The sequence below is a fragment of the Chryseobacterium sp. RU37D genome, assembly GCF_900156075.1.
Taxonomy (GTDB): Bacteria; Bacteroidota; Bacteroidia; order Flavobacteriales; family Weeksellaceae; genus Chryseobacterium.
The window spans coordinates 22,108-48,160 of sequence record NZ_FTMM01000017.1; the positions used below are offsets into that span (position 1 = coordinate 22,108).

The 26,053-nt window shown below is 36.0% G+C and carries 22 protein-coding genes and 2 pseudogenes; 2 read left to right on the forward strand and 22 right to left on the reverse strand.

All coding sequences use genetic code 11. The features are described from left to right. Positions 1 to 114: 114 nt before the first annotated feature. The 5 genes from BW926_RS09480 to BW926_RS09500 all read right to left on the reverse strand — a co-directional run bounded on the left by BW926_RS09480 (position 115) and on the right by BW926_RS09500 (position 7,456). Positions 115 to 666 carry a ferritin gene (locus BW926_RS09480; RefSeq protein WP_076446541.1) on the reverse strand — a complete coding sequence of 184 codons (552 nt, stop codon included), beginning with the start codon at positions 664 to 666 and terminating at the stop codon, positions 115 to 117. Between the two features lie 441 nt (positions 667 to 1,107). After that, positions 1,108 to 2,724, reverse strand: a complete 1,617-nt coding sequence (locus BW926_RS09485; RefSeq protein ID WP_076446543.1) for a glycoside hydrolase family 10-like protein — start codon at positions 2,722 to 2,724, stop codon at positions 1,108 to 1,110. A 186-nt stretch (positions 2,725 to 2,910) separates the two neighbouring features. After that, a complete protein-coding gene (locus tag BW926_RS09490; RefSeq protein ID WP_179077999.1) occupies positions 2,911 to 4,773 on the reverse strand; it encodes a DUF1028 domain-containing protein in 1,863 nt (620 codons plus the stop codon). A gap of 222 nt (positions 4,774 to 4,995) precedes the next feature. Then, positions 4,996 to 6,804: a translational GTPase TypA gene (gene typA, locus BW926_RS09495; RefSeq protein ID WP_076446548.1), complete on the reverse strand. Its 1,809-nt coding sequence runs from the start codon at positions 6,802 to 6,804 to the stop codon at positions 4,996 to 4,998. A 394-nt stretch (positions 6,805 to 7,198) separates the two neighbouring features. Beyond that, positions 7,199 to 7,456 carry a DUF1294 domain-containing protein gene (locus BW926_RS09500; protein WP_076446550.1) on the reverse strand — a complete coding sequence of 86 codons (258 nt, stop codon included), beginning with the start codon at positions 7,454 to 7,456 and terminating at the stop codon, positions 7,199 to 7,201. Positions 7,457 to 7,538: 82 nt separating this feature from the next. Here BW926_RS09500 and BW926_RS09505 point away from each other — a divergent pair, with 82 nt between their 5' ends. Then, a complete protein-coding gene (locus tag BW926_RS09505; protein WP_076446552.1) occupies positions 7,539 to 7,895 on the forward strand; it encodes a hypothetical protein in 357 nt (118 codons plus the stop codon). Positions 7,896 to 7,975: 80 nt separating this feature from the next. Here the strand turns inward: BW926_RS09505 and BW926_RS09510 are convergent, their stop codons facing one another. Next, on the reverse strand, positions 7,976 to 8,653 hold the full coding sequence (locus BW926_RS09510; RefSeq protein ID WP_076446554.1) for a YceI family protein: 678 nt from the start codon (positions 8,651 to 8,653) through the stop codon (positions 7,976 to 7,978). 203 nt (positions 8,654 to 8,856) lie between these two features. Here BW926_RS09510 and BW926_RS09515 point away from each other — a divergent pair, with 203 nt between their 5' ends. Continuing rightward, on the forward strand, positions 8,857 to 10,980 hold the full coding sequence (locus tag BW926_RS09515) for a Tex family protein (protein ID WP_076446556.1): 2,124 nt from the start codon (positions 8,857 to 8,859) through the stop codon (positions 10,978 to 10,980). Between the two features lie 65 nt (positions 10,981 to 11,045). On the opposite strand, the gene BW926_RS14390 is transcribed toward BW926_RS09515, so the two are convergent. The 16 genes and pseudogenes from BW926_RS14390 to BW926_RS09590 all read right to left on the reverse strand — a co-directional run bounded on the left by BW926_RS14390 (position 11,046) and on the right by BW926_RS09590 (position 26,051). Next, positions 11,046 to 11,198, reverse strand: coding sequence for a hypothetical protein (locus BW926_RS14390; RefSeq protein ID WP_179078000.1), 153 nt, complete (start codon positions 11,196 to 11,198; stop codon positions 11,046 to 11,048). 259 nt (positions 11,199 to 11,457) lie between these two features. After that, entirely contained in the window at positions 11,458 to 11,634 is a 177-nt protein-coding gene (locus BW926_RS09520; RefSeq protein WP_076446558.1) for a histone H1, read from the reverse strand. 228 nt (positions 11,635 to 11,862) lie between these two features. After that, positions 11,863 to 12,255, reverse strand: a pseudogene (locus BW926_RS14085) (DegT/DnrJ/EryC1/StrS family aminotransferase); the annotation flags it as partial. A 14-nt stretch (positions 12,256 to 12,269) separates the two neighbouring features. After that, positions 12,270 to 12,872, reverse strand: a complete 603-nt coding sequence (locus BW926_RS09530; RefSeq protein ID WP_076446560.1) for an acetyltransferase — start codon at positions 12,870 to 12,872, stop codon at positions 12,270 to 12,272. A gap of 18 nt (positions 12,873 to 12,890) precedes the next feature. Beyond that, a pseudogene (locus BW926_RS14395) lies at positions 12,891 to 13,459 on the reverse strand (sugar transferase). Between the two features lie 24 nt (positions 13,460 to 13,483). Continuing rightward, a complete protein-coding gene (locus BW926_RS09540; RefSeq protein WP_076446562.1) occupies positions 13,484 to 14,647 on the reverse strand; it encodes a glycosyltransferase family 4 protein in 1,164 nt (387 codons plus the stop codon). A gap of 1 nt (position 14,648) precedes the next feature. Next, complete coding sequence (locus tag BW926_RS09545; protein ID WP_076446564.1) at positions 14,649 to 15,971, reverse strand: polysaccharide pyruvyl transferase family protein; 1,323 nt, start codon at positions 15,969 to 15,971, stop codon at positions 14,649 to 14,651. A gap of 4 nt (positions 15,972 to 15,975) precedes the next feature. Continuing rightward, complete coding sequence (locus tag BW926_RS09550; RefSeq protein WP_076446566.1) at positions 15,976 to 16,887, reverse strand: glycosyltransferase family 2 protein; 912 nt, start codon at positions 16,885 to 16,887, stop codon at positions 15,976 to 15,978. Beyond that, entirely contained in the window at positions 16,884 to 18,050 is a 1,167-nt protein-coding gene (locus tag BW926_RS09555; protein ID WP_076446568.1) for a glycosyltransferase family 4 protein, read from the reverse strand. Before BW926_RS09555 ends, BW926_RS09550 begins: the two co-directional genes overlap by 4 nt. A 358-nt stretch (positions 18,051 to 18,408) precedes the next feature. Further along, complete coding sequence (locus BW926_RS09560; RefSeq protein WP_076446618.1) at positions 18,409 to 19,428, reverse strand: ATP-grasp domain-containing protein; 1,020 nt, start codon at positions 19,426 to 19,428, stop codon at positions 18,409 to 18,411. Between the two features lie 10 nt (positions 19,429 to 19,438). After that, a complete protein-coding gene (locus tag BW926_RS09565; RefSeq protein ID WP_076446570.1) occupies positions 19,439 to 20,014 on the reverse strand; it encodes an acyltransferase in 576 nt (191 codons plus the stop codon). Beyond that, positions 19,992 to 21,242 carry an oligosaccharide flippase family protein gene (locus tag BW926_RS09570; protein ID WP_076446572.1) on the reverse strand — a complete coding sequence of 417 codons (1,251 nt, stop codon included), beginning with the start codon at positions 21,240 to 21,242 and terminating at the stop codon, positions 19,992 to 19,994. Before BW926_RS09570 ends, BW926_RS09565 begins: the two co-directional genes overlap by 23 nt. After that, positions 21,242 to 22,339 carry a right-handed parallel beta-helix repeat-containing protein gene (locus BW926_RS09575; RefSeq protein ID WP_076446574.1) on the reverse strand — a complete coding sequence of 366 codons (1,098 nt, stop codon included), beginning with the start codon at positions 22,337 to 22,339 and terminating at the stop codon, positions 21,242 to 21,244. Before BW926_RS09575 ends, BW926_RS09570 begins: the two co-directional genes overlap by 1 nt. Further along, a complete protein-coding gene (locus BW926_RS09580) occupies positions 22,336 to 23,709 on the reverse strand; it encodes an O-antigen polymerase (RefSeq protein ID WP_076446576.1) in 1,374 nt (457 codons plus the stop codon). Before BW926_RS09580 ends, BW926_RS09575 begins: the two co-directional genes overlap by 4 nt. Positions 23,710 to 23,769: 60 nt before the next feature. Beyond that, the gene (locus tag BW926_RS09585) at positions 23,770 to 25,062 is read right to left on the reverse strand and encodes a nucleotide sugar dehydrogenase (protein WP_076446578.1); all 1,293 of its coding nucleotides are present in this window, start codon (positions 25,060 to 25,062) and stop codon (positions 23,770 to 23,772) included. 20 nt (positions 25,063 to 25,082) lie between these two features. After that, the gene (locus tag BW926_RS09590) at positions 25,083 to 26,051 is read right to left on the reverse strand and encodes an SDR family oxidoreductase (protein WP_076446580.1); all 969 of its coding nucleotides are present in this window, start codon (positions 26,049 to 26,051) and stop codon (positions 25,083 to 25,085) included. Between the last annotated feature and the right edge of the window lie 2 nt (positions 26,052 to 26,053).

Consider the following 26,053-nt stretch of genomic DNA (forward strand, 5'->3'; position numbering starts at 1 on the left):
ACAATCTTTGAATTATGAGTGTGCAAAGATAGTGATTTTGGGCTGAGTTTCATAATAAAAATCTGCCAATAAAATTGACAGATTTTAATAAATTTTGATCCCAATGATCTTCTTTTATGGTTTTTCACCAGTCGCTTCCTGAGCAAGAGGGGCATCGTTCGGTGTTTCCTGTAATGTTTTATCCAAAGTAAATAAAGATTCGTCAGTAGCTCTGTCTCCTCCGGCAATTTTCAATTTATCAATAAGGTTCTTAGCCAGTGTTTCTTCCTCGATCTGCTCCTGAACAAACCATTGCATAAAATTCCAGGTGGCCCAATCTTTTTCTTCCATCGATAGGTCTACCAGCCTGTAAATAGATGTTGTATTATCTACTTCATGCTTAAAAACACCATCAAAACATTCCGTTAAAGATTCTGGATCTGCAGGCGGAGCTGGTATTGCATCTATTTTTGGTTTTCCTCCTCTGTTCAGAATATATTCCATGAATTTAATAGAATGATTTCTCTCTTCCTGAGCATGTCTGTAAAGGAAATTTGCGATTCCCTGATAGCCTTTATCATCTGCCCAAATCCCGTAAGATAAGAAAACGTGTGATGCATGAATTTCTTTATTCATCTGATCACTAAGCGCTTTTTCCATTGCATTGGAAAGTCTTTTAGTATTCATAATTCATATTTTTTAGTGATTATGGAATTATGGATGCAAAAATGATTCCGAGAAGTTTTTTTTAAATCAATTTAAATTTTGAAATTTATAATTTATTGAAACACTTTATTTTATACTAATAATTTATAGTTATTCTAAACTTTATTTTATAGAAATCTTGAAGCTTTGATTGTTACAAACATTTTTTTAATTATTTAACTTAAGTTCGGGATAAGAAACAGAACGAAAACGCTCTTCAAGTTGCTGATAATGAAAATAATATAATTACAATGTCAGTGTTTAGCCTTTCATTTTCTAAAAATTTTGTGAAAACGAATTCAATATTTTTATTCACATTGATTTTTATGCTGAAAATTAATAAAATAAACTAAGAGATAATAGTACTCAATTTAAGCAATTGATTTATTGATGTTAACTTAAAATCCTTAACCCGAATTCAGGTTATTTTACTTTTTTAGCAATATAATCACTCTCGTTTCCGAGCCTGTCTATAGCTTTAATAGCGATTGCATTTAAAGTTTTTCCATCTTTAAACTTCGGAATATCTTTTGAAAGCTGGTCTAGGGTAAGGATTTCGGTTTCCCAAACGCTGTTGTACTGGGCGAAAAGCACCCATTGAAAAACATCAGCCATATTTTTGATACTCCAATTCGTTTTTGCAAAACTTCCGTTATCATTTATAAATAAATTTGGAATTTGTAAAGGGACAGCCTTTAGCCATGGGGTTTTCGGAACCAAAGCTTTTTCTTTGTATGGCCCGTTTTTCAAAGTCGGAAGCATATTTGAGTTTTTGATAAGACCTGCAATACTCCAGTGAATTTCTCCGGAATTTTTTCCTAAAACTTCCCTTGTAATTTCAATTTGATTTTTAATTTCCGATGGTCTGTCAGACACTTTTATTTCGACAGTGTTTAATCCAGGCCAAAGATGGCGCTTCATGATGTTTTCTGACTGCCACCAGCTTAGCAATGCTTGAAATCCCTGACCTTTAGAGTCAATCGGCCAATATAACTGTGGTGAAAAATAGTCTACCCAGCCATTATTTAACCATAATTTAGCATCAGCGTACAATTCATCAAACTGCGAAGAGCCTACAACACCCTCAGGGTAACCAGGTTTCCATATTCCGAATGGACTAATCCCAAATTGAACATAATTTTTCTCAGCATGAATTTCTTTATAGATTCTTTCAACAAATTTATTAACATTATCTCTTCTCCAATCGGCTCTTGTGAGAGTTCCCCCGTTTCTTACATATTCGTTCCAAGTTGCATTATCTGGAAAGTCTGCCCCTTTATTATAGGTAGCATAAGGGTAAAAATAATCATCAAAGTGAACAGCATCAATATCATATCTTTTCACAATATCCTTTACCACATTAGAAACATGTCCCTGTGTTTTAGGGTTTGCAGGATCAAACCAATACATCCCGTTTTTTAATCTTACAACTATATCTGAAAGTTTATTTACCATAGACAAATTATTGACAGAACCTCCATTTGTATGATGAGCACGATAAGGATTCAGCCATATATGAAGCCCCAGCCCCCTTTTGTGAGCTTCTTCTATCCAGAACTGCAATGATGGATCATAATTTGGATATGGAGCTTTTCCTGTTTCCCCCGTTAAGAAATACGACCAGGGCTCAATATTGCTGGTGTATAAAGCATCTGCAGAAGGTCTTACTTGGAAAATAACCGCATTGAAATTGTTGTTTTTCAAAATATCAAGCATATTGACAGCTTCAGCTTTCTGCTGATCAACTGTTAAATCAGGTCTTGAAGGCCAGTTTATATTGGCAACGCTGGCAATCCAGGCACCACGGAATTCTCTTCTGATCTCAGGAAGACTGGTTCTGAATGTTTCCTCTGCAGCAGGGATATTTATAGTTTTTGTTTTGGTGATATTTTTATTTTCTTTAACTGTACCGACGGAAGTTTTTGCCGGAGCTTTTGGCTGTACAGGCTTCGGCTGCGTTCCGTTCTGAACTGAGCAGGAAACTGCTGATACTGCTAACAGGCTTGCCAATACGCTTATTTTAAGGGGTTGAAGATTCATAAAGTCTGTGTATTAAACAAATATTTTTGAGATTTGTATTTTTTTGACCGACAAATTTACAATTTAATAATTTATGCAAAATCAGGTTTACAATAAATAAAAAGAACCTCAAAAGAGGTTCCTGTCTGTCTTATGATGCTATTAAATGAAAAATTTTACCTTAAATATTAATTCAGATAATTTTTTTTAATGTTTAATAATAATTTTTTCTGAGATTTTATTATTCTCTTCATCTGAAACTACGACATACAATACTCCTTCAGGCAGATTCTGAGCATCTATTTTTTCTCTCTGACTGTCCTGAGTTTTATTTACCGATTTAGCATACAGAAGAATATTATTCTGATTATAAACTGCAATATTTATTTTTTGATTCTTAAAATCGTTTAAGTCTATAAAAAATTCAGATTTTGCAGGGTTGGGAAACAATAATTTCGTTTTCTTCTCTTTTAAACCATTGTTAGCAGCCTTCAATGATGAATTACTTACAGAAGACTGTTTAGCCGCTGTTGTGCAAGCAGGTAACTGTATCCGGTTTGTTTTTATATCTACGACCAGGCTGATAAGATTGGCAAGGAACTTATCATTATCATTTGTAACAACGTTCCCGGCACTGATTCCTCCCAATGAGGTAATCACGTCTGTATCGGAACAAAGTATATCTTTTGTAGCACAATCATATACAAGAACCGGCCGGTTTGAGTTATTAACAGCCAAAACTATTGCATTGGGAGGCATTTTGGAAAAATAGCCCTGAAGCCCGCCTCCCTGCTGGATACCTGTAATATTTCCAAAAGGTCCGCTGAATATTTTTTTACTGATTGGCTGATTAGCATTAACAGTATATTGTTTATTAGGATTAGAAGTTTCTGCGGTCACTCCGTAGCCCCATTTAGAGAAAAAGGAATTCCATTCGGCTCCGCTTTCGAATATAAAAGCGGTTTTATTATCTCCTAATGACCAGTTATAGGCTTCATTGATCTCACTGGCAGTAAAGCCAGAGGCTCCAAGAAGTGTTTTGCTGAAGCTTCCAATAAACAGCAGATCAGTAGAAAGATTATTAATTGCAGATTGAGTAATTGATCCCTGTGAGCTGAAAGCATCATTAATATTGACTTTAGCCTGAGTGTAGCCGTACATGCCGAAATTATCCGCATTTAAAACTTTAGCCCTGGAATCTACCATTCTGCTCCCGTTAAAAGTGTATCCGTTATCACCAGTGGGCTGCCTTATATTTATAATACTGGTAATATTGAGAACAGGAATATCCATTGGCGGAAGCCCTGCGTTTGCTCTTTTCCAGTTGATAAACATGGTATTAAGAATATCAACTGGTTCTTTACTTACACCGCAAGGGTTCATATACTGCAGCTCAAGAAATCCCTGATTAAAAGGATCATTAGGCTTTGCAACAGAAATATAAGCGACATATGAAGAGGTATTCACGGACAGACATCGGGAATCCGAGCCTGGTCTTTTAGCAGCAAGCAATGCCGCCATTAATTTATCCTCCAGCTCTCCGTGAGTATTAAGAAATGCGTTATAAGCATCATCCAAAACGGCCTTACTAATTAAAATATTACCGGCTATTGCAAAGTTTTGGCCATAACGATAATAATTCACATTTGCGTTTCCGTTTCCTGTAAAAGCAAAAGCATTAGGTGAATTTCCAAAGTTTACTCCCGTTCCGGGGTTTAAAGTGGCAGAAAGTATTTGAGACACATTGATATCCTTCTTATCTGCAAGATTAGCATTGATGACTTCAAAGGCATTATATCCTCCTAACAAATAATTTTTTGTATTAGGAAAAAATTGTAATATGGCTCCTGCCTGCGCATTAAAAGCGCCTTTCCCAGGAGCAACCATAGCGATCTTGTTCCTCAGATCATAATTACATATACAGGTAAAACCTGCGCTCCCTACCTTTCCTGTGGCCGGATCTGCCGCTACAATACTGAGGGTAGCCTGTACTACGGTTGGTAACCATAAAAAAAACTGTAGTATAAACAATTTGTAATTGCTTAACAATCGACTCGAAAAATTTTTCATAATTGTGAAATTTGGTATATTCATATATTGATTTGGACAATATCTGAATTAAAAGTTTGGTGTAAATTCTATTATGCAATAGCATTTTGACTGTATAAATATACGAAAGGAAACGATAAAAACTCACAATTAGCTGGTATTTAACATTTTACATTTATTTTAAAAACAAAAAAGCTTCGAAATAATCGAAGCTTTTCATTATATTTATAATATTCTAGAAAATTATTCTGCTTTGGCTGATCTTTCAGCACGTTTTCTATCTTCTTCTGATAGTAATTTTTTACGCATCCTTATAAAATTCGGTGTAACTTCAATAGCTTCATCACCCTGAATGTATTCCATACACTCTTCCAATGAGAACAAAATTTTCGGAGCAACGCCGGTATCTTTATCTTTTCCGGCAGCTCTCATGTTGTTTAGCTGTTTTGCTTCAACAATATTTACAACCAGATCTCCCGGCTTGTTTTGTTCGCCAACGATCATCCCTGAATAGATTTCCTCACCCGGATCTACGAAAAACTTACCTCTGTCCTGTAGCTTGTTGATTGAGTATTCTGTAGCCGGCCCCTGAGTCTTGCTGATCAACACCCCGTTATTTCTTCCCGGAATAGCTCCTTTGAAAGGCTTATATTCTGTGAAACGGTGTGCCATGATCGCTTCACCGGCAGTGGCAGTAAGCATTTGAGAACGCAGCCCGATCAAACCTCTTGAAGGAATTTCAAATTCCATATGCTGCATTTCACCTTTAGTTTCCATTACATGAAGATCTCCTTTTCTCTGAGTAGCTAAATCGATAACTCTTGAAGCGTATTCTTCAGGAACATCAACAACCAAAGACTCATAAGGCTCGCAACTTACACCGTCGATTTCTCTAAGGATAACCTGCGGCTGGCCGATCGTCATTTCATATCCTTCTCTTCTCATGGTTTCAATAAGAACTGACAAGTGAAGAATACCTCTACCGAAAACCAGGAAAGTGTTCGCATCATCCGTCTGCTGAACTCTTAATGCCAGATTTTTCTCTAATTCTTTAGTTAATCTTTCTTTCAAGTGATTAGAGGTCACATACTTACCATCTTTACCGAAGAAAGGCGAATTGTTGATAGAGAACGTCATGTTCAAAGTAGGCTCATCAATCGCTGTTCTTTCCAATGGTTCAGGGTTTTCAAGATCTACAAAAGAATCTCCGATCTGGAAAGCGTCGAAACCTACAACAGCACAAATATCTCCTGCCTGTACTTCGGTTACTTTTTTCTTTCCTAAACCTTCGAAAACATATAATTCTTTTACTTTTCCTTTAGCTATTTTACCGTCTGCCTGGGCAAGACCGATCCATTGAGATTCTTTGATCTCACCTCTTGTTACTTTTCCGATCGCGATTCTTCCCAAGAATGAAGAGTAATCAAGAGAAGTAATCTGCATTTGCAGGTTTCCTTCCGCTACTTTCGGGGCAGGAACATACTTCAGAATACCGTCTAATAAAGGTAAAATATCCTCAGTCTGCTCCAAAGATGTGTTGAACCATCCTTGTTTAGAAGAGCCGTAGAATGTTGGGAAATCCAACTGCTCTTCAGTAGCATCAAGATTAAAGAACAGATCAAATACCTGATCATGAACTTCATCCGGACGGCAGTTTGGCTTATCAACTTTATTAATAACTACCAATGGTCTTAATCCTAATTCCAAAGCCTTTTGAAGTACGAATCTTGTCTGTGGCATTGGCCCTTCGAAAGCATCCACCAACAAAATAACTCCGTCTGCCATTTTCAAAACTCTTTCTACCTCTCCCCCAAAATCGGCGTGGCCGGGAGTATCAATTACGTTAATTTTTGTGTCTTTATAAGTAACAGAAATATTCTTGGATAAAATGGTGATCCCTCTTTCTCTTTCAAGATCATTGTTATCCATAATTAACTCCCCACTCTCCTGATTTTCTCTGAAAATATTGGTAGCGTGGATAATCTTGTCAACTAAGGTAGTTTTACCGTGGTCAACGTGTGCGATAATCGCAATATTTCTAATGTTTTGCATATAAGATTTTTACGGGTGCAAAAATAGTGATTTTTAATGAAAAATACATCAATAAGTTTTGATAATTAACAAATTCATAATGAGACTTTTAAAAGAAAACTGAAATAATAGTCTTTTAAAATAAGGATATTATTATTAATATTTAATTAAATAATTAAGAGCCTGTTTAAATTTATAATTTATTTTAATATAAGGAATTAAGATCATTTATTTAGCTTAAAAAAACTACTAAAACGACGTACTGATTTCTTAGTATATTTTGGTTTAATCATCTGAAAATCTTAATATTAAAAATCAAGAATGAACAAGCTTATTTTAATTTAGGAAATTAAGAAAAGCTATAAAAATTTATTGAATAAAATTTAAAAAGATTCTAAGCTTTAAATATTTAATGCTAAATATATTTTCTGAAAAAATAAAATAAAGCAATTTGAATTAAAACAACCAATCCAAATCTCAATAAAAAAGAAGTTTTTGATATTTTATGTCTGAAAATCGTCATTCCTAAAACTGCTCCGATTGTTCCTCCTAAAAAAGAGACTGACAGCAATATATTTTCTGAAATCCTTCGTTGATGTTTCTCTGCCCTTTTTTTATCCACTCCAAAAATAATAAAGGCAATAAAATTGATTATAATTATAAAATAAGCCATTCCGACAAATATAAAACAAAAAAAAATTACTAAAAAAGCCTATGAATTTTTAGTTTTGTCTTTTAATAAAACCAATCAATCAATGACAGTACAGGAGCTCGTAGGAAGCTATTCGGTTCAGGGAAGCAACCAGGAAGAAACAGATTACATTACGTATTACGGTCTGCTCACCTTATCCATTGATGAAAATAACCGTATCATTGCACAATGGATGATAGGTGATCATATACAAAACGGCACAGGATTTTTTAAAGACGATATTTTAGTGATTAATTTCAATTACGAAGGCGATAATCAAAAAATTTATAAAGGAGTAGCTGTTTACCGCTGTATCAATAAAGATATTCTGGAAGGATTTTGGTCCGAAAAGTACGGCAACCCTTTATATCTTGGGAGTGAATATTGTGTAAGAATTGGGAATTCCGGGATTTTGAATTGATTTTTTTGAATATATAAAATATTAATTTAAACAAAAAGCCACCTAAAAGGCGGCTATAAGATTTATATCTAACAATATTATTATTTTTTAGCTTTTACATTAACTGCGATTTCAATGTCTTTGCTGATCATCCATTCTGCCGGATCTGCTTCTGAAGTCCCGAATTTGATTCCCCAATCAGCTCTGTTTACGGTAAATTTAGCCTGAATAGCTGCAGAATTTTCCGTAGCGTCCACTTTCGCAGGGAATGTTACATTCATTGTTTTTCCTGACAGCGTAAGGTTTCCGCTTACTGTTTTGTTGGCCCCAGCCACAGCATCTTTCGGAGCATCTTTAAGATCTGTCACACTTGTGATCTTAAATTCTGCCGTAGGATTTTTAGCTGTATCAAAGAAATCAGGATTTTTTAAGTGAGCCTCAAGGTCAGCCGGTTTTTTATCTTTTTCCGTTACAGAAGCAGGATCTACTTTAATAGAATTCATATCAATTACAAAATTTCCTGCTGCCACCTGCCTGTTTTCTACGTTCAGATCACCGGATTTTATTGTAAGAGTTCCCCATCTTGGCGCCATACCTCCTTTATGGGTAGCCTTCCAGTTTACTACTGAACCAGCTGTATCTACCGTCAAAGTTTCCCCTTTGCTTTCTGCAACAGCCTGTTCCGTAGTTGTAGCAGCTGAATTTGCAGCCTTATCCTTGTTACACGATGCAGCAAGCAATCCGATACCTACCAATGCAATTACACTAATTTTTTTCATATTTATTAATTGTTTAAAAAAATTTATTTTTCTGAAAAGTAAAAATTTTCTTTTACTTAATTATAATTTTCAAAAATATAAAACGTCATCATAACTTCACCTTATCATATATCAAGAAATCAAATTATACCAAATCCAAATATAGCAATTGTAAATTTTAGCTACAGATTAAAAATACCTATTTTAGCCATTTAAAATTCAAAATGAACATTACAGACTATATAAAACAAACCCTCAATATCTCTGAAAAAAGCATTAATGCCACCCTACAACTATTGGCAGAAGACTGCACTATCCCTTTCATTTCAAGATACCGAAAAGATAAAACGGGAAATCTTGACGAAACCCAAATCGAGCAGATTGCAAAAATCAGCAGACAGTTTGAAGAAATAATAAAGAGAAAAGAAAGCATTATAAAATCTATTGAAGAGCAAAACGCCCTAACTCCAGAACTGCATCAGAAAATCGAAGAAAGCTTTGATATTCAGGAGATTGAAGACTTATATTTACCTTTCAAAAAGCGGAAGAAAACAAAAGCTGATGCAGCAAAAGAAAAAGGCCTCGAACCTTTGGCTAAAATCATTATGAGCCAGAAAAATAACGATATTCAGTTTTTAGCTTCAAAATATCTTAACGAAAATGTATCTTCAGAAGAAGAAGCCCTGCAGGGTGCAAGAGATATCATGGCGGAGTGGATCAATGAAAACATGTACGTCAGAAAAAACCTCAGAAGGCTTTTCCAGCGGAAAGCGGCGATAACTTCAAAAGTCGTTAAAGCAAAAAAAGATGAAGAAGACGCCCAAAAATTTTCTCAATATTTTGATTGGGAAGAAAGTCTTAGCAGAACACCTTCTCACCGCCTTTTGGCCATGTTAAGAGCCGAATCCGAAGGTTTCGTAAAAACCAATATCGGAATTGATAAAGAAGAAGCCATTAATTTTATTGAAAAAGCAATCATCAAGTCAAATAACGAATCTTCGGAACAAATTTCATTAGCCATAAAAGACAGCTACAAAAGATTATTGGAACCGACTATTTCAAATGAAACTTTACAGGAAGCCAAAGAAAAGGCCGATAAAAAAGCCATTGAAATCTTTGCTGAAAACCTTACCCAGCTGCTGCTTGCCCCGCCTTTGGGTGAGAAAAGAATTCTGGCCATCGATCCCGGTTACAGAAGCGGATGCAAAGTGGTCTGCCTGGACGAAAAAGGAGATCTGCTTCATAATGAAACCATCTATCCTCATGCCCCGCAGAATGAATCCGGAATGGCCATGAAAAAAATCCGGTCGATGGTAAATGCCTATAATATAGAAGCTATTTCTATCGGAAATGGAACAGCAAGCCGCGAAACGGAGTTTTTTATAAAAAAAATTGCGTTTGATAAGCCATTACAGGTTTTTGTAGTTTCAGAAGCCGGAGCTTCGGTATATTCTGCCAGTAAAATTGCAAGGGATGAATTTCCAAACTATGATGTAACTGTGCGTGGAGCAGTTTCTATCGGAAGAAGGCTTTCGGATCCTTTGGCCGAGCTGGTAAAAATTGATCCTAAATCTATTGGTGTAGGACAATATCAGCATGATGTAGACCAGACACAGCTTAAAAGCGAGCTGGACTCTACAGTAATGAAATGTGTAAACTCTGTTGGAATTAATTTAAATACGGCAAGTAAATCACTCTTAAGCTATGTATCCGGAATCGGTGAAAAAATGGCTGAAAATATTGTCAATTACAGAGCCGAAAACGGAGCCTTTGAGGACAGAAAGCAATTGAAAAAAATTCCCCGACTAGGCGAAAAGGCCTTTCAACAGGCAGCTGCATTTGTAAGAATCCATAACGCGAAAAATCCTCTGGATAATTCTGCCGTTCACCCGGAAGCATACGGAATTGTTGAGAAAATGGCCAAAGATTTAGGTATAAAAACCAATGAATTAATAGCTCATAAAGAAAAGATCGCCTTGGTTCAGCCAGAAAAATATATCACGGAAGATATTGGTATTCTTGGAATTAAAGATATTTTAAAGGAACTTGAAAAGCCAGGATTAGACCCCAGAAAAGCAGCCAAAGTTTTTGAGTTTGACTCCAATGTAAAAAGCATCAAAGACTTAAAACCAGGAATGATTTTACCCGGAATTATTAATAATATTACGGCTTTCGGATGTTTCGTAGACTTGGGAATTAAAGAAAGCGGACTAGTGCATATTTCTCAACTAAAGGACGGTTTTGTTTCTGATGTGAATGAGGTGGTAAAGCTGCATCAGCACGTCCAGGTAAAAGTAACTGATGTGGATGAAGCGAGAAAGAGAGTTCAGCTGAGCATGATTTTGTAATTTTTTAATAAATTAAACTTTGTCAAAGATTTTGAACTTTGACAAAGTGTTTTTAAAAATCTATCTCAAAAGTGAGACAGATTTTCTATATAATCAGGAATTTTCTTCCATGCACCATTTTCCCGAACAACAGTATAAGTGTTATATCCGTAAGGGCTTGTATGAAGATTCAAAGGATCATCATCTCCACTACCGTTATTACTAAATGTGGTTATCATTCCGTTTTGAACTTCGGTTATAGCATTATATTGATAATTCCCGATGGAACCGGAGATAATGACGGAAAATCGTTTGTTTCTGATAAATTTAATGTGTTGCTCATAGTTTTAATTTAATTTCTTGCAAGATTTATTAAAACAAAAGTAATAGCCCACAACGCAAAAACTCAACGTATTTTTAAAATTCAAGCATAAAAAAGCACCCGGAATGAGTGCTTATATAATATAATTAAAAACCGGCTCTGAGGCCGGCTGATTCTTATTTTTTTGCTTCTTCAACAGAAACTTTTCTGAATTCTTTGAACAATTTGCTAAGTTCTAAAGCTGCTTTACGAGCTCTTGTTCCAGCTGCTTTGTTTCCTTTTTCAGCTTGTTGGTTTGCTTCAGTAGTGAAAGCTTCAAATTCTGAGTTGATTTTTTCAATTAGTTCTTTCATTATTTATAAAATTTAGGCTGCAAATATAGGTTTTATGGTAATTCCAGCCAACTTTCACTGAAAAAGTTTACTACAATTAAGTAAATTTAATAAGCTTACCATCTAAAAACCTTCAAAGTTTTGAAAACCTTGAAGGTTTGTGTGTATTTAAACTGAATATTCTTCCTTTCCGGAAAAAACTTCTATCATTACTTTTGCAAACCTTTCTCTTTCATCATCCGAAAGATTAGAGTACCCGATGTGAGAGTGCCGATAATGCGGAGCATCGTCTCTGGCCTGCGTAGAAAGGAATATCACCTTGTCTTTATCTTGCTGGGAATGGCAAACCAATGCTCCGCCTCCGAAAGTGATAATAATTTTATTTCCGTTAAAAGATAAAATTCCAAAACGTCCGAATGTACCACAAGCCCTGCCTTTATATTTAGAGCCTAAAGATTCCGCGTATCCTACAGAAAGTGCGGCTAGTTTTACCTCTTCGTTTAAGAATATTTCAAGATCTTGTTTAAAACCACCAGCATTTGGTCCCAAAAGTGCTATCTAATTGGCATCAAATGCATCTTTGATGTACTTTAATTCATTTCCTCCCATATGGGGAGAGGATAACCATATTTTTGGGTTCATATTTTTTTACTATTCTAAATTTTTAAACTTTTACTTTTAATAACCTTTCCGGGATTGCCCACTACAGTACATTCATCAGGAACATCATTAATAATAATAGCACCGGCACCGATGGTACACCATTTTCCAATAGTTATTCCCTGGATCACACTGGCTCCTATCCCTATATGAGTTCCTTCTCCTACTTGTACATTCCCACCGAGTGCTGCATTGGGAGAGATATGCACAAAGTCATCCAGTATGCAATCGTGATCCACAGAAGCATTGGTATTGATAATACAATGCTTTCCTATCCTTACCGAAGCATTGATTGTAGCTCCGGGCATCACTATGGTACCTTCCCCGAGCTTTACCCTTTTAGAGATAATTGCCCTGGGATGTGTAAGGGTAACATAATTAAAAGGATAATCCTGATTTACAATCCTTTTCCGTATCCTGTTGTTGCCGATAGAAATAAGTATTTCTATATCATGCGGCGGGATTTCGTGAAGGACGGGGTAGCTTAATACTTTTTCCTTCATCGGGTTTTCATCGATATATGCTTCAATAACATAGCCGCTTGCCTCAGCAATTTCAGCTGCTACCTTACCATGACCACTTGCTCCGTATAAATACATATTCTATCTACATTTAAATTAGTTATTGCCTTTAAAGGCCTCTATTGTTGCTTGCTCTACCTGATTAATACCTTCCTTTTCTTATCCCTTTTTTAGAGTAAGGAAGATTACCTTGCAATCTGTCGCGAATGACAAATGGTCGATAATACCAAATGTCTAATTCAAATTTTCTTGTCCAAGATATAGCATTTCTTCCGTTTACCTGGGCCATCCCGTGATCCCCAGACAGATGCTATGCCTATGTCTCCGGGATTCGTTATACAAAGGAAGATATTATGACAAAAGAGGTGGTGGGCCTATGATTGCCATATCACATTTTAATACGTTGATCAACTATGGGAGCTCATCCAGGGAATTCTGCCTTATAAACATCCAACGGGATTCAGCCGCTCAGAATCCGGCAGATAATTGCCATGCTTATCTTTTCTGTCATTCATTGTTTTAAACTTGATGATATTGAATATCTTCTTGTTTAATCCCGGTCTTGCCTAGAAAAAGAGAAGTTTTTCGTCGTTAGCGAAATAGAGCATTATCATGACCATTATGAAAACAGGGGATAAAACAAGTAATCCTATTAATGCAATCATAAAGTCGATCAGCCTTTAAAAAAATTATACACGATAATCTCTTTCTTTAATCAGTTTTTTGTATTCACCTAAAATGGCGTACCAGACGACAGACTGCTCATATCGTGATTCAATCATCTGTCGGGAATTCATTTTTATTTTTTGGTAATAATGAGTGTCCGTTACCATTTTTTCCATTGCTTTTCTAAGCGCTTCCGTGTTTTTTACAGGAACAATCGTTCCGTTTTCATCTTCTACAATAATCTCATTACAGCCATTGATATCAGAGACAATGCTTGGTAATTCCATAGCACCAGCCTGCATGACAACATTAGGAAAGCCTTCGCGGTAACTTGGAAAAGCCAACACATCTGAAATTGCAAAATAAGGCCTAACATCCTTCTGAAAGCCTACAGAGATAATATTCAGATTATTTTTAATTTCATTTAAAGTTTCGGGACGCAATAGATCCAGCTCTTGCTCCAAAGGTCCAACCAACAATAATTTTAAGCTTCTGCCAATATTTTTGCTTAAAAGAGAAAAGGCATTTACGAGCTCGTTAATTCCTTTGTCTCCTACGAGTCTTCCAACAAACACAAATACGAAATCTGTGTCATTTATTTTTAATTCTTTTTTTAGCTGTTTCTTCTGTTCTTCAGTCACTTGTTCCGGGGAGAAATAGCCCAGGTCGATACCGTTTACATTCCCGTTTCCAAGAACTTTTAAATATTTTGAAGTTATTTTATAATTAATCAAATCTTTCTTTACTCCTTCCCCTTCAGGATAAACATGGGTTGCCGCCCAGCACAGCAGCTGATCCATACTGATGAGGAGCTTTTTCGCAGCCCCTTTTCTGGTGGGAAAAACAAGCCCGGTAAATGTGTGAATCCGAATCGGGACACCTGCCATTTTGCCAGACAGCATCGTTAAAAGCCCAGCCTTAGGCGTAATAGAATGTACGATTTCCGGCTTTTCAGCTTTTAAAATTTTGTATAATCTGTACAGAGACTTTAAATCTTTTACAGGACTGATGCCTCTTTCCATATTTACGGCAATAGTTTTGATGCCTTCCCTTTCTTTTACTTCATTAAGCAGTTGACCGTCAGAAGATATTCCTACGACTTCGTAAGATCCGTTCAAGAATTTTAATTGCCCTTTTAATAAAATATTTAAAGACAATGGTATTGTGGATGTCCGAATTATTTTCATATTAATATAAGGATTGAATGTCTTTTATTAACCTGTTTCGGCTTTCTGTCACCAAGCCCATTGATTTCTCAAGCTGAGATTTTATCGCGTCATATTTTGTAATCGCCTTGTCAAACATATTGATCAGCAAATCAGGGTGCACATCCTGAATCTGAACAACATAATCGTCTAAACTGAAATCTCTCATAATTCCTAAAGCTTTATTTCCCCCATATCCGATGGCGATGGAAGGGACAAGGGAAGTCAGTGAAAAGATAATAGAGTGAAAACGTGTTCCTATGAAGAAATAAAAGCTGGAATACACCGCCTTTAAAAGGTCACAGGATAAGTTTTCGTTGATCCAGATTATATTCGGATCCTGTATTTTTTCCAGCAGATCTTTGATGGCATTTCGGTCATCTTCATGTGAATTCGGTCCTAATGACTGGTTGCACAAAGCCATCTTATATCCTTTGCTTAAAAGGTGCTTTGCAAGCTCCGCTACGGAATCGATGTACTTTCTATACAATCCTTCCGGATTCGACAGGCCTGGAAAACGCCATGGACGTATCGTAACTCCTACAATTTTATCCTCTTTTGAAAGATTATATTTCTGCAATACTTTTAAAGCTTCTTCCTGACTGCCTTTTTCAAGAAAAAAACCAAGATCCATCTCTACCGGAATATTTTTTCCCAATAATTCCCCCAAGCTTTTTGAAGAAACATTCTCACGGGCATACACCAAATCTAGTTTGTTGAAAACCGAACGCACCTGGTTTTTTACTGTTAGGCCTATAAACGGGCCGTAAGAATTAGGAAAAAAAACCACTTTTTTGTTTAATGCCTTTGCCAACCTCACATAGAACAAGAAATACCACATCAGATAAGGAGCTGTTTTTTCGCCATAAGCATGGATGAACCCTCCACCCTTTACAAAAATGGTTTTAGCATTATGAAACTGCTTTACAGTCTGAAAGGTTTTATCGTCAAAAGCTTTTTTTACTTTATCAAGATCATTGCAGATTCTGATCAGATATCTTGTATTTTTAAAATCCATTCCTGCATTTTTGATCTGCTTTAACAGTTCTAGCTTTGATTCTTTAATATGTTCACCGGATTTATGCCGGGCCCTTCTGGGATGCTTTAGAATATTGTCTAATAACTTAAAGCCATGCTCCTCAGACTGTCTGCATAATAATTCTCTCTCTTCCTTGCTATCACCAGCATCTAAAATATATACCTCATTATAAAGCCCGGTATCTTTAGCCAGCCTCCAGCTTTCCCAGACTAAAGCCTGGTCACCTTTATTCAAATCAGTTACTCCGGGTACTATTATCGCGTTCATTTTCTTAGTTTAATTTTCCTTGTTTAATACGATTTGTATTTTGTTTCACCTTTCGGTTGATGTACACATTGAGCAATATTCCAAAGGGGATTGCTAAGAGGGTATATGGTGTATTCGGGGAGTCCTTAAAAAAATTCCACTTTTTTGCAAAAAGACAGGAAGATATGTAATGTATTGAGTTTTTGAGCACTACTTTTTTATTGATCCCGTATTTCATTTTCATCTTTCTGTATTCAATGAAAGACATGGGACTTTCCTTATATCTTTTGTACAATCCATTTGAGAGCCCGTCCTCTTGATATTCTATAATGCAGTATATTTCATTGGAAATCAAAAATTTATGATTCTGATCAATGAGTGGAAAAATCCAGCTTACTTCATGAAAAATTTCATTTTCAAAATAGGGGTAAGGCAGATATTTCTTGTATACTTCGGTATTGAAAATATATTTTTTGTCTCCTTTAATTTTATAATAATCTACGAGCTCAGAATAGGTTATTTCTTCTACCTCCGGCAGTTTTTCTTCCGTCACAGACCCGTCTTTATACGCATCCAGGCCGATAATTCCTGCAGAATGGCTTTTTTTGTTGGCTCTCCAGAATTTTAAAATCTTTTCAATGGCGTCATCCGGCATATAATCATCAGAGTCGATACAGGTAAACAGTTCCGTATCAATATGATCAAGGGCCAATATCTGTGCGGCAAGCTTACCTTTGTTTTCCTGATAATGGTATTGTATTTCTAGCTTATTTTCTGTAATCCATATACCAACTTGTGCGAAAGTATTATCTATAGAGCCATCATCTACAATGATCCATTTAAAATCTCGGCTGCTCTGTCTGCATAATGATTCATACAGCCTTCCGAGTGTTTTATCTCGGTTGAAAGTCGGGGTAAAAACAGTTATTAATTTCATAATTTTCCCATTTTTTCAAAGATTTTATTAAATTCTTCCACTTGATTTTTCTTATCATAATTATTTGCAATCAAAGCTTTTCCATTGCCTGCAATAAATTGATATAAAACCCTGTCATTGTACAGCTTATAGATATATTCAAAGTAGTCATCTGCATTGTTGTGTGTGGCAATATATCCTGTAAAATTGTGCAGCACATAATCTGTAACTCCACCTACTGGATTAGCGATAACCGGTATCTCAAAAGCGAGCGCTTCCATAATTACACGAGGCAAACCCTCGGTATCAGATGGATGTATGAGAATATCGGCATTCATGAAAATACGATACGGATCTTTCTGGTTGAGAAGGATTTCTACATTATCTTCAAGGCTATACTGCTTAATTTCCTGGAGGATCTTTTTCAAAAAATTCTCTGAAGCAGAGGTATCATAGACGGCTCCCATTAAAATCAGTCTGAAATTAACACCCGCTTTCTTTAATTTTTTTGCTAAAACAATAGACATCCCCTGCCCTTTCGCCGGTAGAAATCCGCCGCAATGCAGAATCACCATAGGATCATTATCCGTTCTTGCCTGTCTGTCTTTTCTGTATTGCTCAACTTTAGCTAAATCAATAGCATTCGGCACTACAAATATTTTTTCTAATGGAGCCAACCCTCCGGTAAAGATGGCCTGCCTCGTGGATTGGGAAACTCCGATAAAATAATCAGAATTATTCTTAAACATCAGCTTCTTTAGAAAGCTTATCGAGTGGTAAGCAAACCATCCTCTGGCAAAATAAGCGATCTTATAGCCTTTTCCTTTTCTAAGTATGGAATTGGTTTTTATATTATTAACAATAACCACATCGGTTTTGAATTCTTTCTGATAATTTCTGAATTCTTTTTTCAGTTTCATCCAATCCAACAGAAATAAAGTGATGTTTTTCAGTATTATCACTGGGTTTTTGGAGCTAAAAATCACAATCGGGGTATTATTTTTCTTTAATATTTTAATCGGAATATCATTCGCTTTTACGTCTTCTACAAAATCAGTACAATTGCCCCAGAAATCTACAACAACTGAGTTGTGCCCTTCTTCATTCAGTCTCCTGGCCAGTTCGATGGTACTCTTACGGGCACCACCATGAATTTGAACGGCTTCAAGGAATATTATATTCATATTCTATTCTATTACTTTTTTATTAGCAGTAATCAGATAAAAATTAGGTTACAAGTTTTTTAAACTTTACATGAAGAATAACTTCAAATATTTTCAGAGCAATTCTGAATTTTTGAATTATTTTCATTAAATAAGATGATTTTTTTCAAATTTGTGTGTTAAGATATTATATAGTAACGAGGTAAAAATCTCATTCACAAGACATTTTTTTTAAATAAAACGTATTTTGATTTATTATTTTACTATGCTAAGCAAATATACGAAAAAATATTTCACAATAAGTTGAATAAACTAATAAAATTAAAAATTTATTAACATATAAAATATTTTAAAATAAAAATCAACACATTTATAAAATTTAGTTTAAAAAATTATGAATCATTTCACATTCTACATTAACTTTTGTCTCATTCCATTTCAAGTCTATATCATAAAATCCTAAACACTGATCGTATATATATGGCTGAAATCCGTAGCTAATCTCCACAATTAGAGGATTATTATCAGTATCAAATATGAAATCATAGGCCACGCAGATCATATTCAGCTTACGGGCAGCTTTAAAAGCTATACCCACTGCGTTAGTATCGAATCCTCCGGGCTCAAATTCCAACATTCCGCTTCCTGATGCCCTGAAATCATTATCCCTTGTATTTCTTTTAAGGTAATAACACTTTTCACCAATCACAATAAGCCTTATATCATAGGTAAGATTGGGAATAAACTCCTGAAAGTACACGTAGTTCTTCTGCTTTGGAAAAACTTTATACTGCTTATCTATAAAAATTCCTTTGTAGCCCCATTTTACAATCCTAAGAAAGTTGTGAACATTTTTCTGCCTCCAGAATCTTTCGATAGTATCTGTGAAAACAGCCTTAGAATCGAATGCAGGAAAGCCCTTTCCAAAAGCTTGTTTTACGATTCTTCTAGCCTGACCTTTTGTTTTTATAAGCTTTACATTAATAGATCCGGCTCCCCCTTTCAGCTTAAAAACTTTCGGAAACGTTTCTTTTTCAACATAATTTTCCGCTTCTTTCTCATGATAAAAAACATCTGATTTTACCAAAGGGATATCCAATGCTTCCAAAAGGTATTTCTGTGCTACTTTATCATCAAAATGCCAGTAAGCATCTTCATTAGGAAATGTCTTTACACCCATCTGACTGATAGACCTGAATAAATTTCTGGCCAAAAGCATATCCTCAAAATAGTTCTGATTGAAATGCCACATAAAATGTGTTACCTGATGCACTTTCATCTGCCTTATTATATCATTATCAAAAGCATTGACCAAAATATAGGGTATTTTGTTTGCCTCCAGATACTCTATCCAGCGATCAGAAAAACTACCTTTACGGTGATGTACTGCTATGTTCATTTTATCCATATTATTTAATCACTTTATATGAGTCTGTTCCATATATACTTTTTGGAGGTACCTCTCCCTTTACCACACTTCCGGCCATAATTACTGATCCTCTTCTGATAGTAGCCCCGGGAAGGATAATCACATTAGATCCTATCCAGACATTATCTTCTATGATTACCGGCCTGCCTTCATCGGCAATTGTTAATCGTTCAATCGGGTTATTCATTGCCAGAATATGACCATTGGAATCGATGATATTAGTATTTGCCGCAATTAAGCAGTTATTTCCTATGATAATTTTTTTCACGGCATGAATACAGGTTCCGTGTATCCTGCAGTTTTCACCAATAATGATCTCAGCCTGCGGGCGGTCTGCTAATAATTTGCAAGAGGAGAACATATTGATATGATAATTCCTTTTTGAGGAATTGATGACAGTATTTTTCCCGATTGTTATCTTAGCATTTTGATGTTTAACAATTACAGGAGCCGCTTTAAAATGAACATTTCCCAAAAGGTTAATTCCCTTTAAATTTTTATAATATCCGTTCAAGAAAATGTTTAGAGATTTGTTATAGATTTTTTTTAGAATCATGCTTAAACCATTTTAAAAATAAACTTGAACCTATTAAACATCTTACCAGACTTAAACTTATGGCAGAACCGAAAATTGTAGTATACCTGATCATCGGAATGGTAATGAAAAAGCCGACTACCGAAAACAGCAGTGTATTCTTCATCACCAGCTTATCCTCGCGGTGCACTATAAAATAATTAAGTCCGAAAATATTATACAAGGTATACCCGAACAGTCCTATAGAAAGGATGAGCAAAATCCAGAAGGCATGATCATAGCTGATGTTCAGGTACCAGAAAATAAGTTTATTAAATACTAAAACACCGAAGATCATTACGCTTACCGTGATCAGCATCATGTTTTTATACCATTGAAAAGTATCTTTTTTCCTGTTCAGGAAAGGAAAAAACACACGGGAAAGAATTTCGATTAAAGCCACAATCAGATTGATAACCGTTAAAATCGCCTGATAGATCCCCACCAATTGCGCCGTCCCGAAAATCCCCAGCAGAAATGTACTGGTATTGTTATACAGCGTAGGTACAAATTGATTAATAAAAATCGGCGAATTAACCTTAATTGTTTCTACAATCGTTTTATAAGGCAGAAAAATAAATTTTAGCTTATATTTTTTCATTAGAAGAAACTGTCCCACCAGACCGGCCCCGATATATCCCGCACTTTGCAGCAGCGGATAAATCCAGAAATCACTTTGCTTTTTAATAAAAATAAAAACACAGAGCGTGAAGAAAAGTTTAATTCCTAAATTCAGATAAGTGATATAGCGCATTTTTTCAATCCCCTGAAAAAACCATTCCGGAAACAAAACGTAACCCAGCAAAAGCAGGCTCGTGTAAAAATAAATTTCCCTATTTTCGTAAAAAGGCGGATAAATGTAAACCGCTATCGCGATGATAAGCCAGGAAAGCATCAGGAAAAGGGTTTTAAGCGTTAAAACTTTGCTGTAAATTACATTTAGCTTCATCGGGCTGTCTCTGTGAACAGCCACATCACGTGTAGCTGTAATTCTGAAACTGAAATCAGTCAAAGCCGTAAAATATGCAATCAGCGATGCTGAAAAAACAATAACTCCATATTTTTCAAAACCTATTACCCTTAAGATATAAGGCAGGGTGATCAACGGCAGCAGCATCCCCACCAGCTGCAGTGCAGACAGTGAAACGAAGTTTTCCAGCAGGGCCTTCTTGTCTTTCGTATTGAAAATCTTTTTTATTCTGTTGATCATTATTTTAAGGTAATCGTTTCGTTATTATTTTTAAGCTTCTGCCCGTAATTGGTTACGCTTTTGGAAGCCGCTCCCGTCTTACCGAAATCCAAATTGATGTTTACTTTATGCGAAGCCCCTTTGAATGACCTGAATTTTCCCGTAGAATTGTTCTGCGAAGAAAAATTGCTTACACTGATATTCCCGCCCAGCATGGGTAAGCCAACACTCGGCTTGTCTCTTGTTACCGCCATTCCGAGGCCTATTTTAGAGCCGTTGTCTTTGAAATTATTAATCGCGATTGAAATGTCTTTTTGCTTTTTACCCACCATATTGCCCGGCGAAACTATAATCCCGTAGTTTCCGTTATTTTTGGTTTCTATATTGGTGAGCTTTATATTTTGTATGTCGTAATTATTGCTGTCCGGCTCAATATCAATTCCCGCCTGAGGATTTGTTCCGGAAGTATTGGCGATGTAAGCATTTTCAATTGTTAAATTCGTGACCCCGCCGATGGTGATCCCGTTTCTTCGGTGGTCATTCAGGATCGAATTTTTAATCGTGATGTGGGATGAACTGATGTTATTTCTTCCTCCAATGCAAATTCCATCACCCCAGCAGCTTTGGATGTTTGAACCGATGATATTGATGTCGCTGGAAGATAAAATATAGATCCCCATTCCCCATTCTCCGGCGGTTGACAAATGCTTGTGCTTGTCCCCAACGAGGTTAGGGTAATAAATATCAACATTCTGAATGTTAAAAAGATTAAGAATCCCGTTGCGGTCTTTGGCATTAGGCTTCATAATCAGCTTTGAATTTTTTTGAAAAAGGATTTTCTGATTTGATTTTAAATTAAGTCCGCTTTCATTAACAAGAACAGGAAAATCCGGCATAATGACCGCAGCATTTTCATTAATCCCTTTCTGAATGTATGAAGTATAATCTGTATTTCCTGTTTTGGAAAAACCTGCAGGCAGATAAGATGTAAGGTCTTTTGCCGTTTTAAAATACTGACTTTTAACGGTAGTGTATCCTGAAAAACGGTCTTTTACATATTGCTGGCTGTTTCCCAAAAAGTATATGAACACAAAAAATAAGAAGATTAACTTTTTCATTTTTTTAAATTTAATTTATTAATCATTGTAAAGAATGGTATAAACACTAGCAGATTGATAAATAATGTCGCCGAAAGAGATCCGATATTAATCATCATCGTCGTGGAACATCCGAAAGCTAAAATGATATATAGGAAAAATAGAACCGGCGAATCTGATATGTAAGCCTTTCTTTCAAACCTGAAAGCCAAAATGCTCAATACAAATATGTAGAGGTAAAAAAAATAAATCGAAAAATGATACAGCCCTGCTACAGAAACCGGAACAATCTGGTCCCTGGAACGCCCTGCACCGTAGATCTGATCATTAAACTTAATATTGGTCTTATAATTATCATTCGAAAAATTTGATAAAACAGGGATATTCTGTGTAATATCAGAAATGAAATAATAATATTTATCAGACGGTTCTACTACATTTTTCTTGTAAGAGTCATATCCAATTGCATAGTTGGCCACCCCTCCGAAATACGCATTAAGCTGATGAAGACTGAAAAAACCTCCTACATCTGCTTTTTTTGTTTCTCCTGAAAACTTGGCCACAGAAGCCAGCAATAATATCAAGCCGAAGAAAATAGATGTGTAGCTAACTATTCTTTTCCTGTACGCCGGGTAAAAATAGACCAGCAAAAGCACCAAAGGAAAGGTAGCATACACAATACTGAAACGGCTAATCCCGATAATAATCGTAGCGTTAATCAAAACCATCAGTATCGACAGGATAAGCTTTGTTCTTTGCTTTATCTTGAAAGAATTAATTACCGAAAAGATAAAAAGCACGATATATGCCCTCATCACCGGGAACATAATACTAACTAAAGGTGAAACATTCTCAAGATCACCGGAAAGTTTCACCTTTAAATACTTTGCAATATCCCAAACGAAACTCAATTTCTGTAAAAAGCTTCCGTTTGTGGCAATGATCAGTATAAAAAGAAAAAATAACCCTATATTAATGGTATTCAGCGGTAAAAAGTCAAGATGTGATTTTTTTGCCTTCTTTTCTCCCGAAAAAGTACAGATATGATAAGCTATCAATATGAATAGCAACTCAATAAGCATCATCACAACAGCATAAGGCTCGTTGACCGTTATGCTTCCAAACTTTAATTTGTCTCCGGTAATAAAAAGAAGCGGGATCACAGCATATCGTATAACCTGCTGAATAGTAATGATCCAGAAAATGAAGTAAGATTTAAGCTTTTCAAAAATGTCAGAGATAAATAGGGAGAAAAACCCCAACCCCACCGGCAAAAGATAAATATTTTCGTAAAAGTCATTATTGCTATTCCCATAGATTAAAAAACCTATGAAGAAAAACAAAAAACTTAAAGCGAATAAAGCTAATTTTGATGATCGGTGTACTTCCATCCTTATCGGGTGCCTCTTCTTTCCTAAAGCTGCTTTCTATACTTTTTTAAATTAAACTAATTATAGTCTGAAGTCACATTTCTGTAAAACTCCCTTCACATCATAAATGATTCCGCCTTCTTTTAAATAATTATTCAGGTTTACATTCATGAATTCGTTGTGCGCTACTGTCAGGATAATCGCATCAAATTTCTCTTCGGGAATTTCACTCACCACATTAAGGCTGTATTCATGCTGCACTTCCTGTGGGTTTGCCCACGGGTCAAAAGTCGTCACGTGTAAAGAATAGTCTTCAAGCCCCTGGATAACGTCAACAGCCTTTGTATTGCGTACATCCGGGCAATTTTCTTTAAATGTTATTCCTAAGTTCAAAACTCTGGCTCCGTTTATGGTAATCTTCTTTTTAATCATGGTTTTCACCAATTGAGAAGCCACATACTGTCCCATCGAGTCATTAAGACGGCGCCCTGCTAAAATAATTTCCGGATGATAGCCTTTTTCCTGTGCTTTCTGAGCCAGGTAATAAGGATCAACACCAATACAGTGACCGCCTACCAGACCGGGTTTGAAAGGTAAAAAGTTCCATTTTGTACCTGCAGCCTTTAAAACTTCATGGGTATCAATTTCCAGAAGATTGAAAATTTTTGCCAATTCGTTAACAAAAGCAATATTGATGTCTCTTTGTGAGTTTTCAATTACTTTAGCGGCTTCTGCAATCTTGATGGTTGGAGCCAGATGAGTTCCCGCCACGATTACAGATTTATATAGTCCGTCTACCACCTTCCCTATTTCCGGTGTTGAACCTGAGGTTACTTTCACAATTTTTTCTACGGTATGCTCTTTATCTCCGGGGTTGATACGTTCCGGCGAATATCCTGCAAAGAAATCCTGATTAAATTTCAATCCTGAAACTTTTTCCAGCACCGGGATACATTCTTCTTCCGTAGCACCGGGATATACCGTAGATTCGTAGATCACAACATCATTTTTAGACAATACTTTGCCTACAGTTTCTGAAGCCTTGTATAAAGGTGTAAGATCAGGCCTGTTGTGCTGGTCAACCGGAGTCGGAACCGTGATAACATAAATATCTGCATCTTTAATATCATTCATATCAAAAGAGCAGTACAAACCTTTATCAGTTGAATTATTAAAAGGATTTTCCTGAATCAGTACAGATTGTAAGACATCATTCTCTACTTCCAGCGTGCTGTCTAATCCTGTTTTCAGCTCACCAATTCTGTTCTTATTGATATCAAAACCCACAACCTGATATTGAGTAGCAAATAATCTTGCCAATGGCAGCCCTACGTATCCTAATCCGATAACGGCTATCTTATGTTTTTTTTCCACAAATATTATATTAATAGTGTTTATTTTAAGTTTTCCCAGTACCAGCTGATCGCTTCCTTTAAGCCTTTTTCTATAGTGTGTGAAGGTTGGTACCCCAGTAATTTTTCTGCTTTTTCCACGGAAGCAAGCGAATGCGGAATATCTCCTATGCGGTTGGGACCGTGTACAGCTTCGATGTCTGCTATTTTCTCATCAAATTCACTTAAATATTTTTTAAGGTAAACAATCAGATCATTCAGTGTTGTACAATCACCTACTGCCGTATTGTATACTGTATTGACTGCATCTGGATTGTCTGTAAACATTGCCAGCTCATTCATCCTGATTACATTATCAATATAGGTAAAATCACGTGAATAGTCTCCTGTTCCGTTGATTTTAGGAGATTCATGATTCATCAATTGTTTAATAAACAAAGGAATTACAGCCGCATAAGTCCCGTTAGAATCCTGTCTGCGACCAAATACGTTGAAATATCTTAAGCCGACACATTCCATTCCGTATGTTTTTGCGAATACATCTGCGTATAATTCATTAACGTATTTTGTAATGGCATATGGCGAAAGCGGCCTTCCGATAACGTTCTCCACTTTAGGTAATGACACAGAATCTCCGTATGTGGATGACGAGGCTGCGTAAACGAAACGTTTAATATTAGCGTCACGAGCTGCAACAAGCATGTTTAAAAAACCTGAAATATTGATTTCATTGCTTTTAATAGGATCTTTGATAGATCTCGGTACAGAGCCCAACGCTGCCTGATGCAATACGTAATCTATATTTTCAACGGCCTTTCGGCACATCTCCAGATCACAGATATCACCTTCAATTAATTGATAATTTGGATTTTGAAGAAAAGGCTCTACATTATGGCGGTATCCTGTTACGAAATTGTCTAAGCAAACTACCTGATAGCCCTTATTTAAAAAGTATTCCGTTAAATTAGAACCGATAAAACCCGCTCCTCCTGTTATTAATATTTTCTGCATTT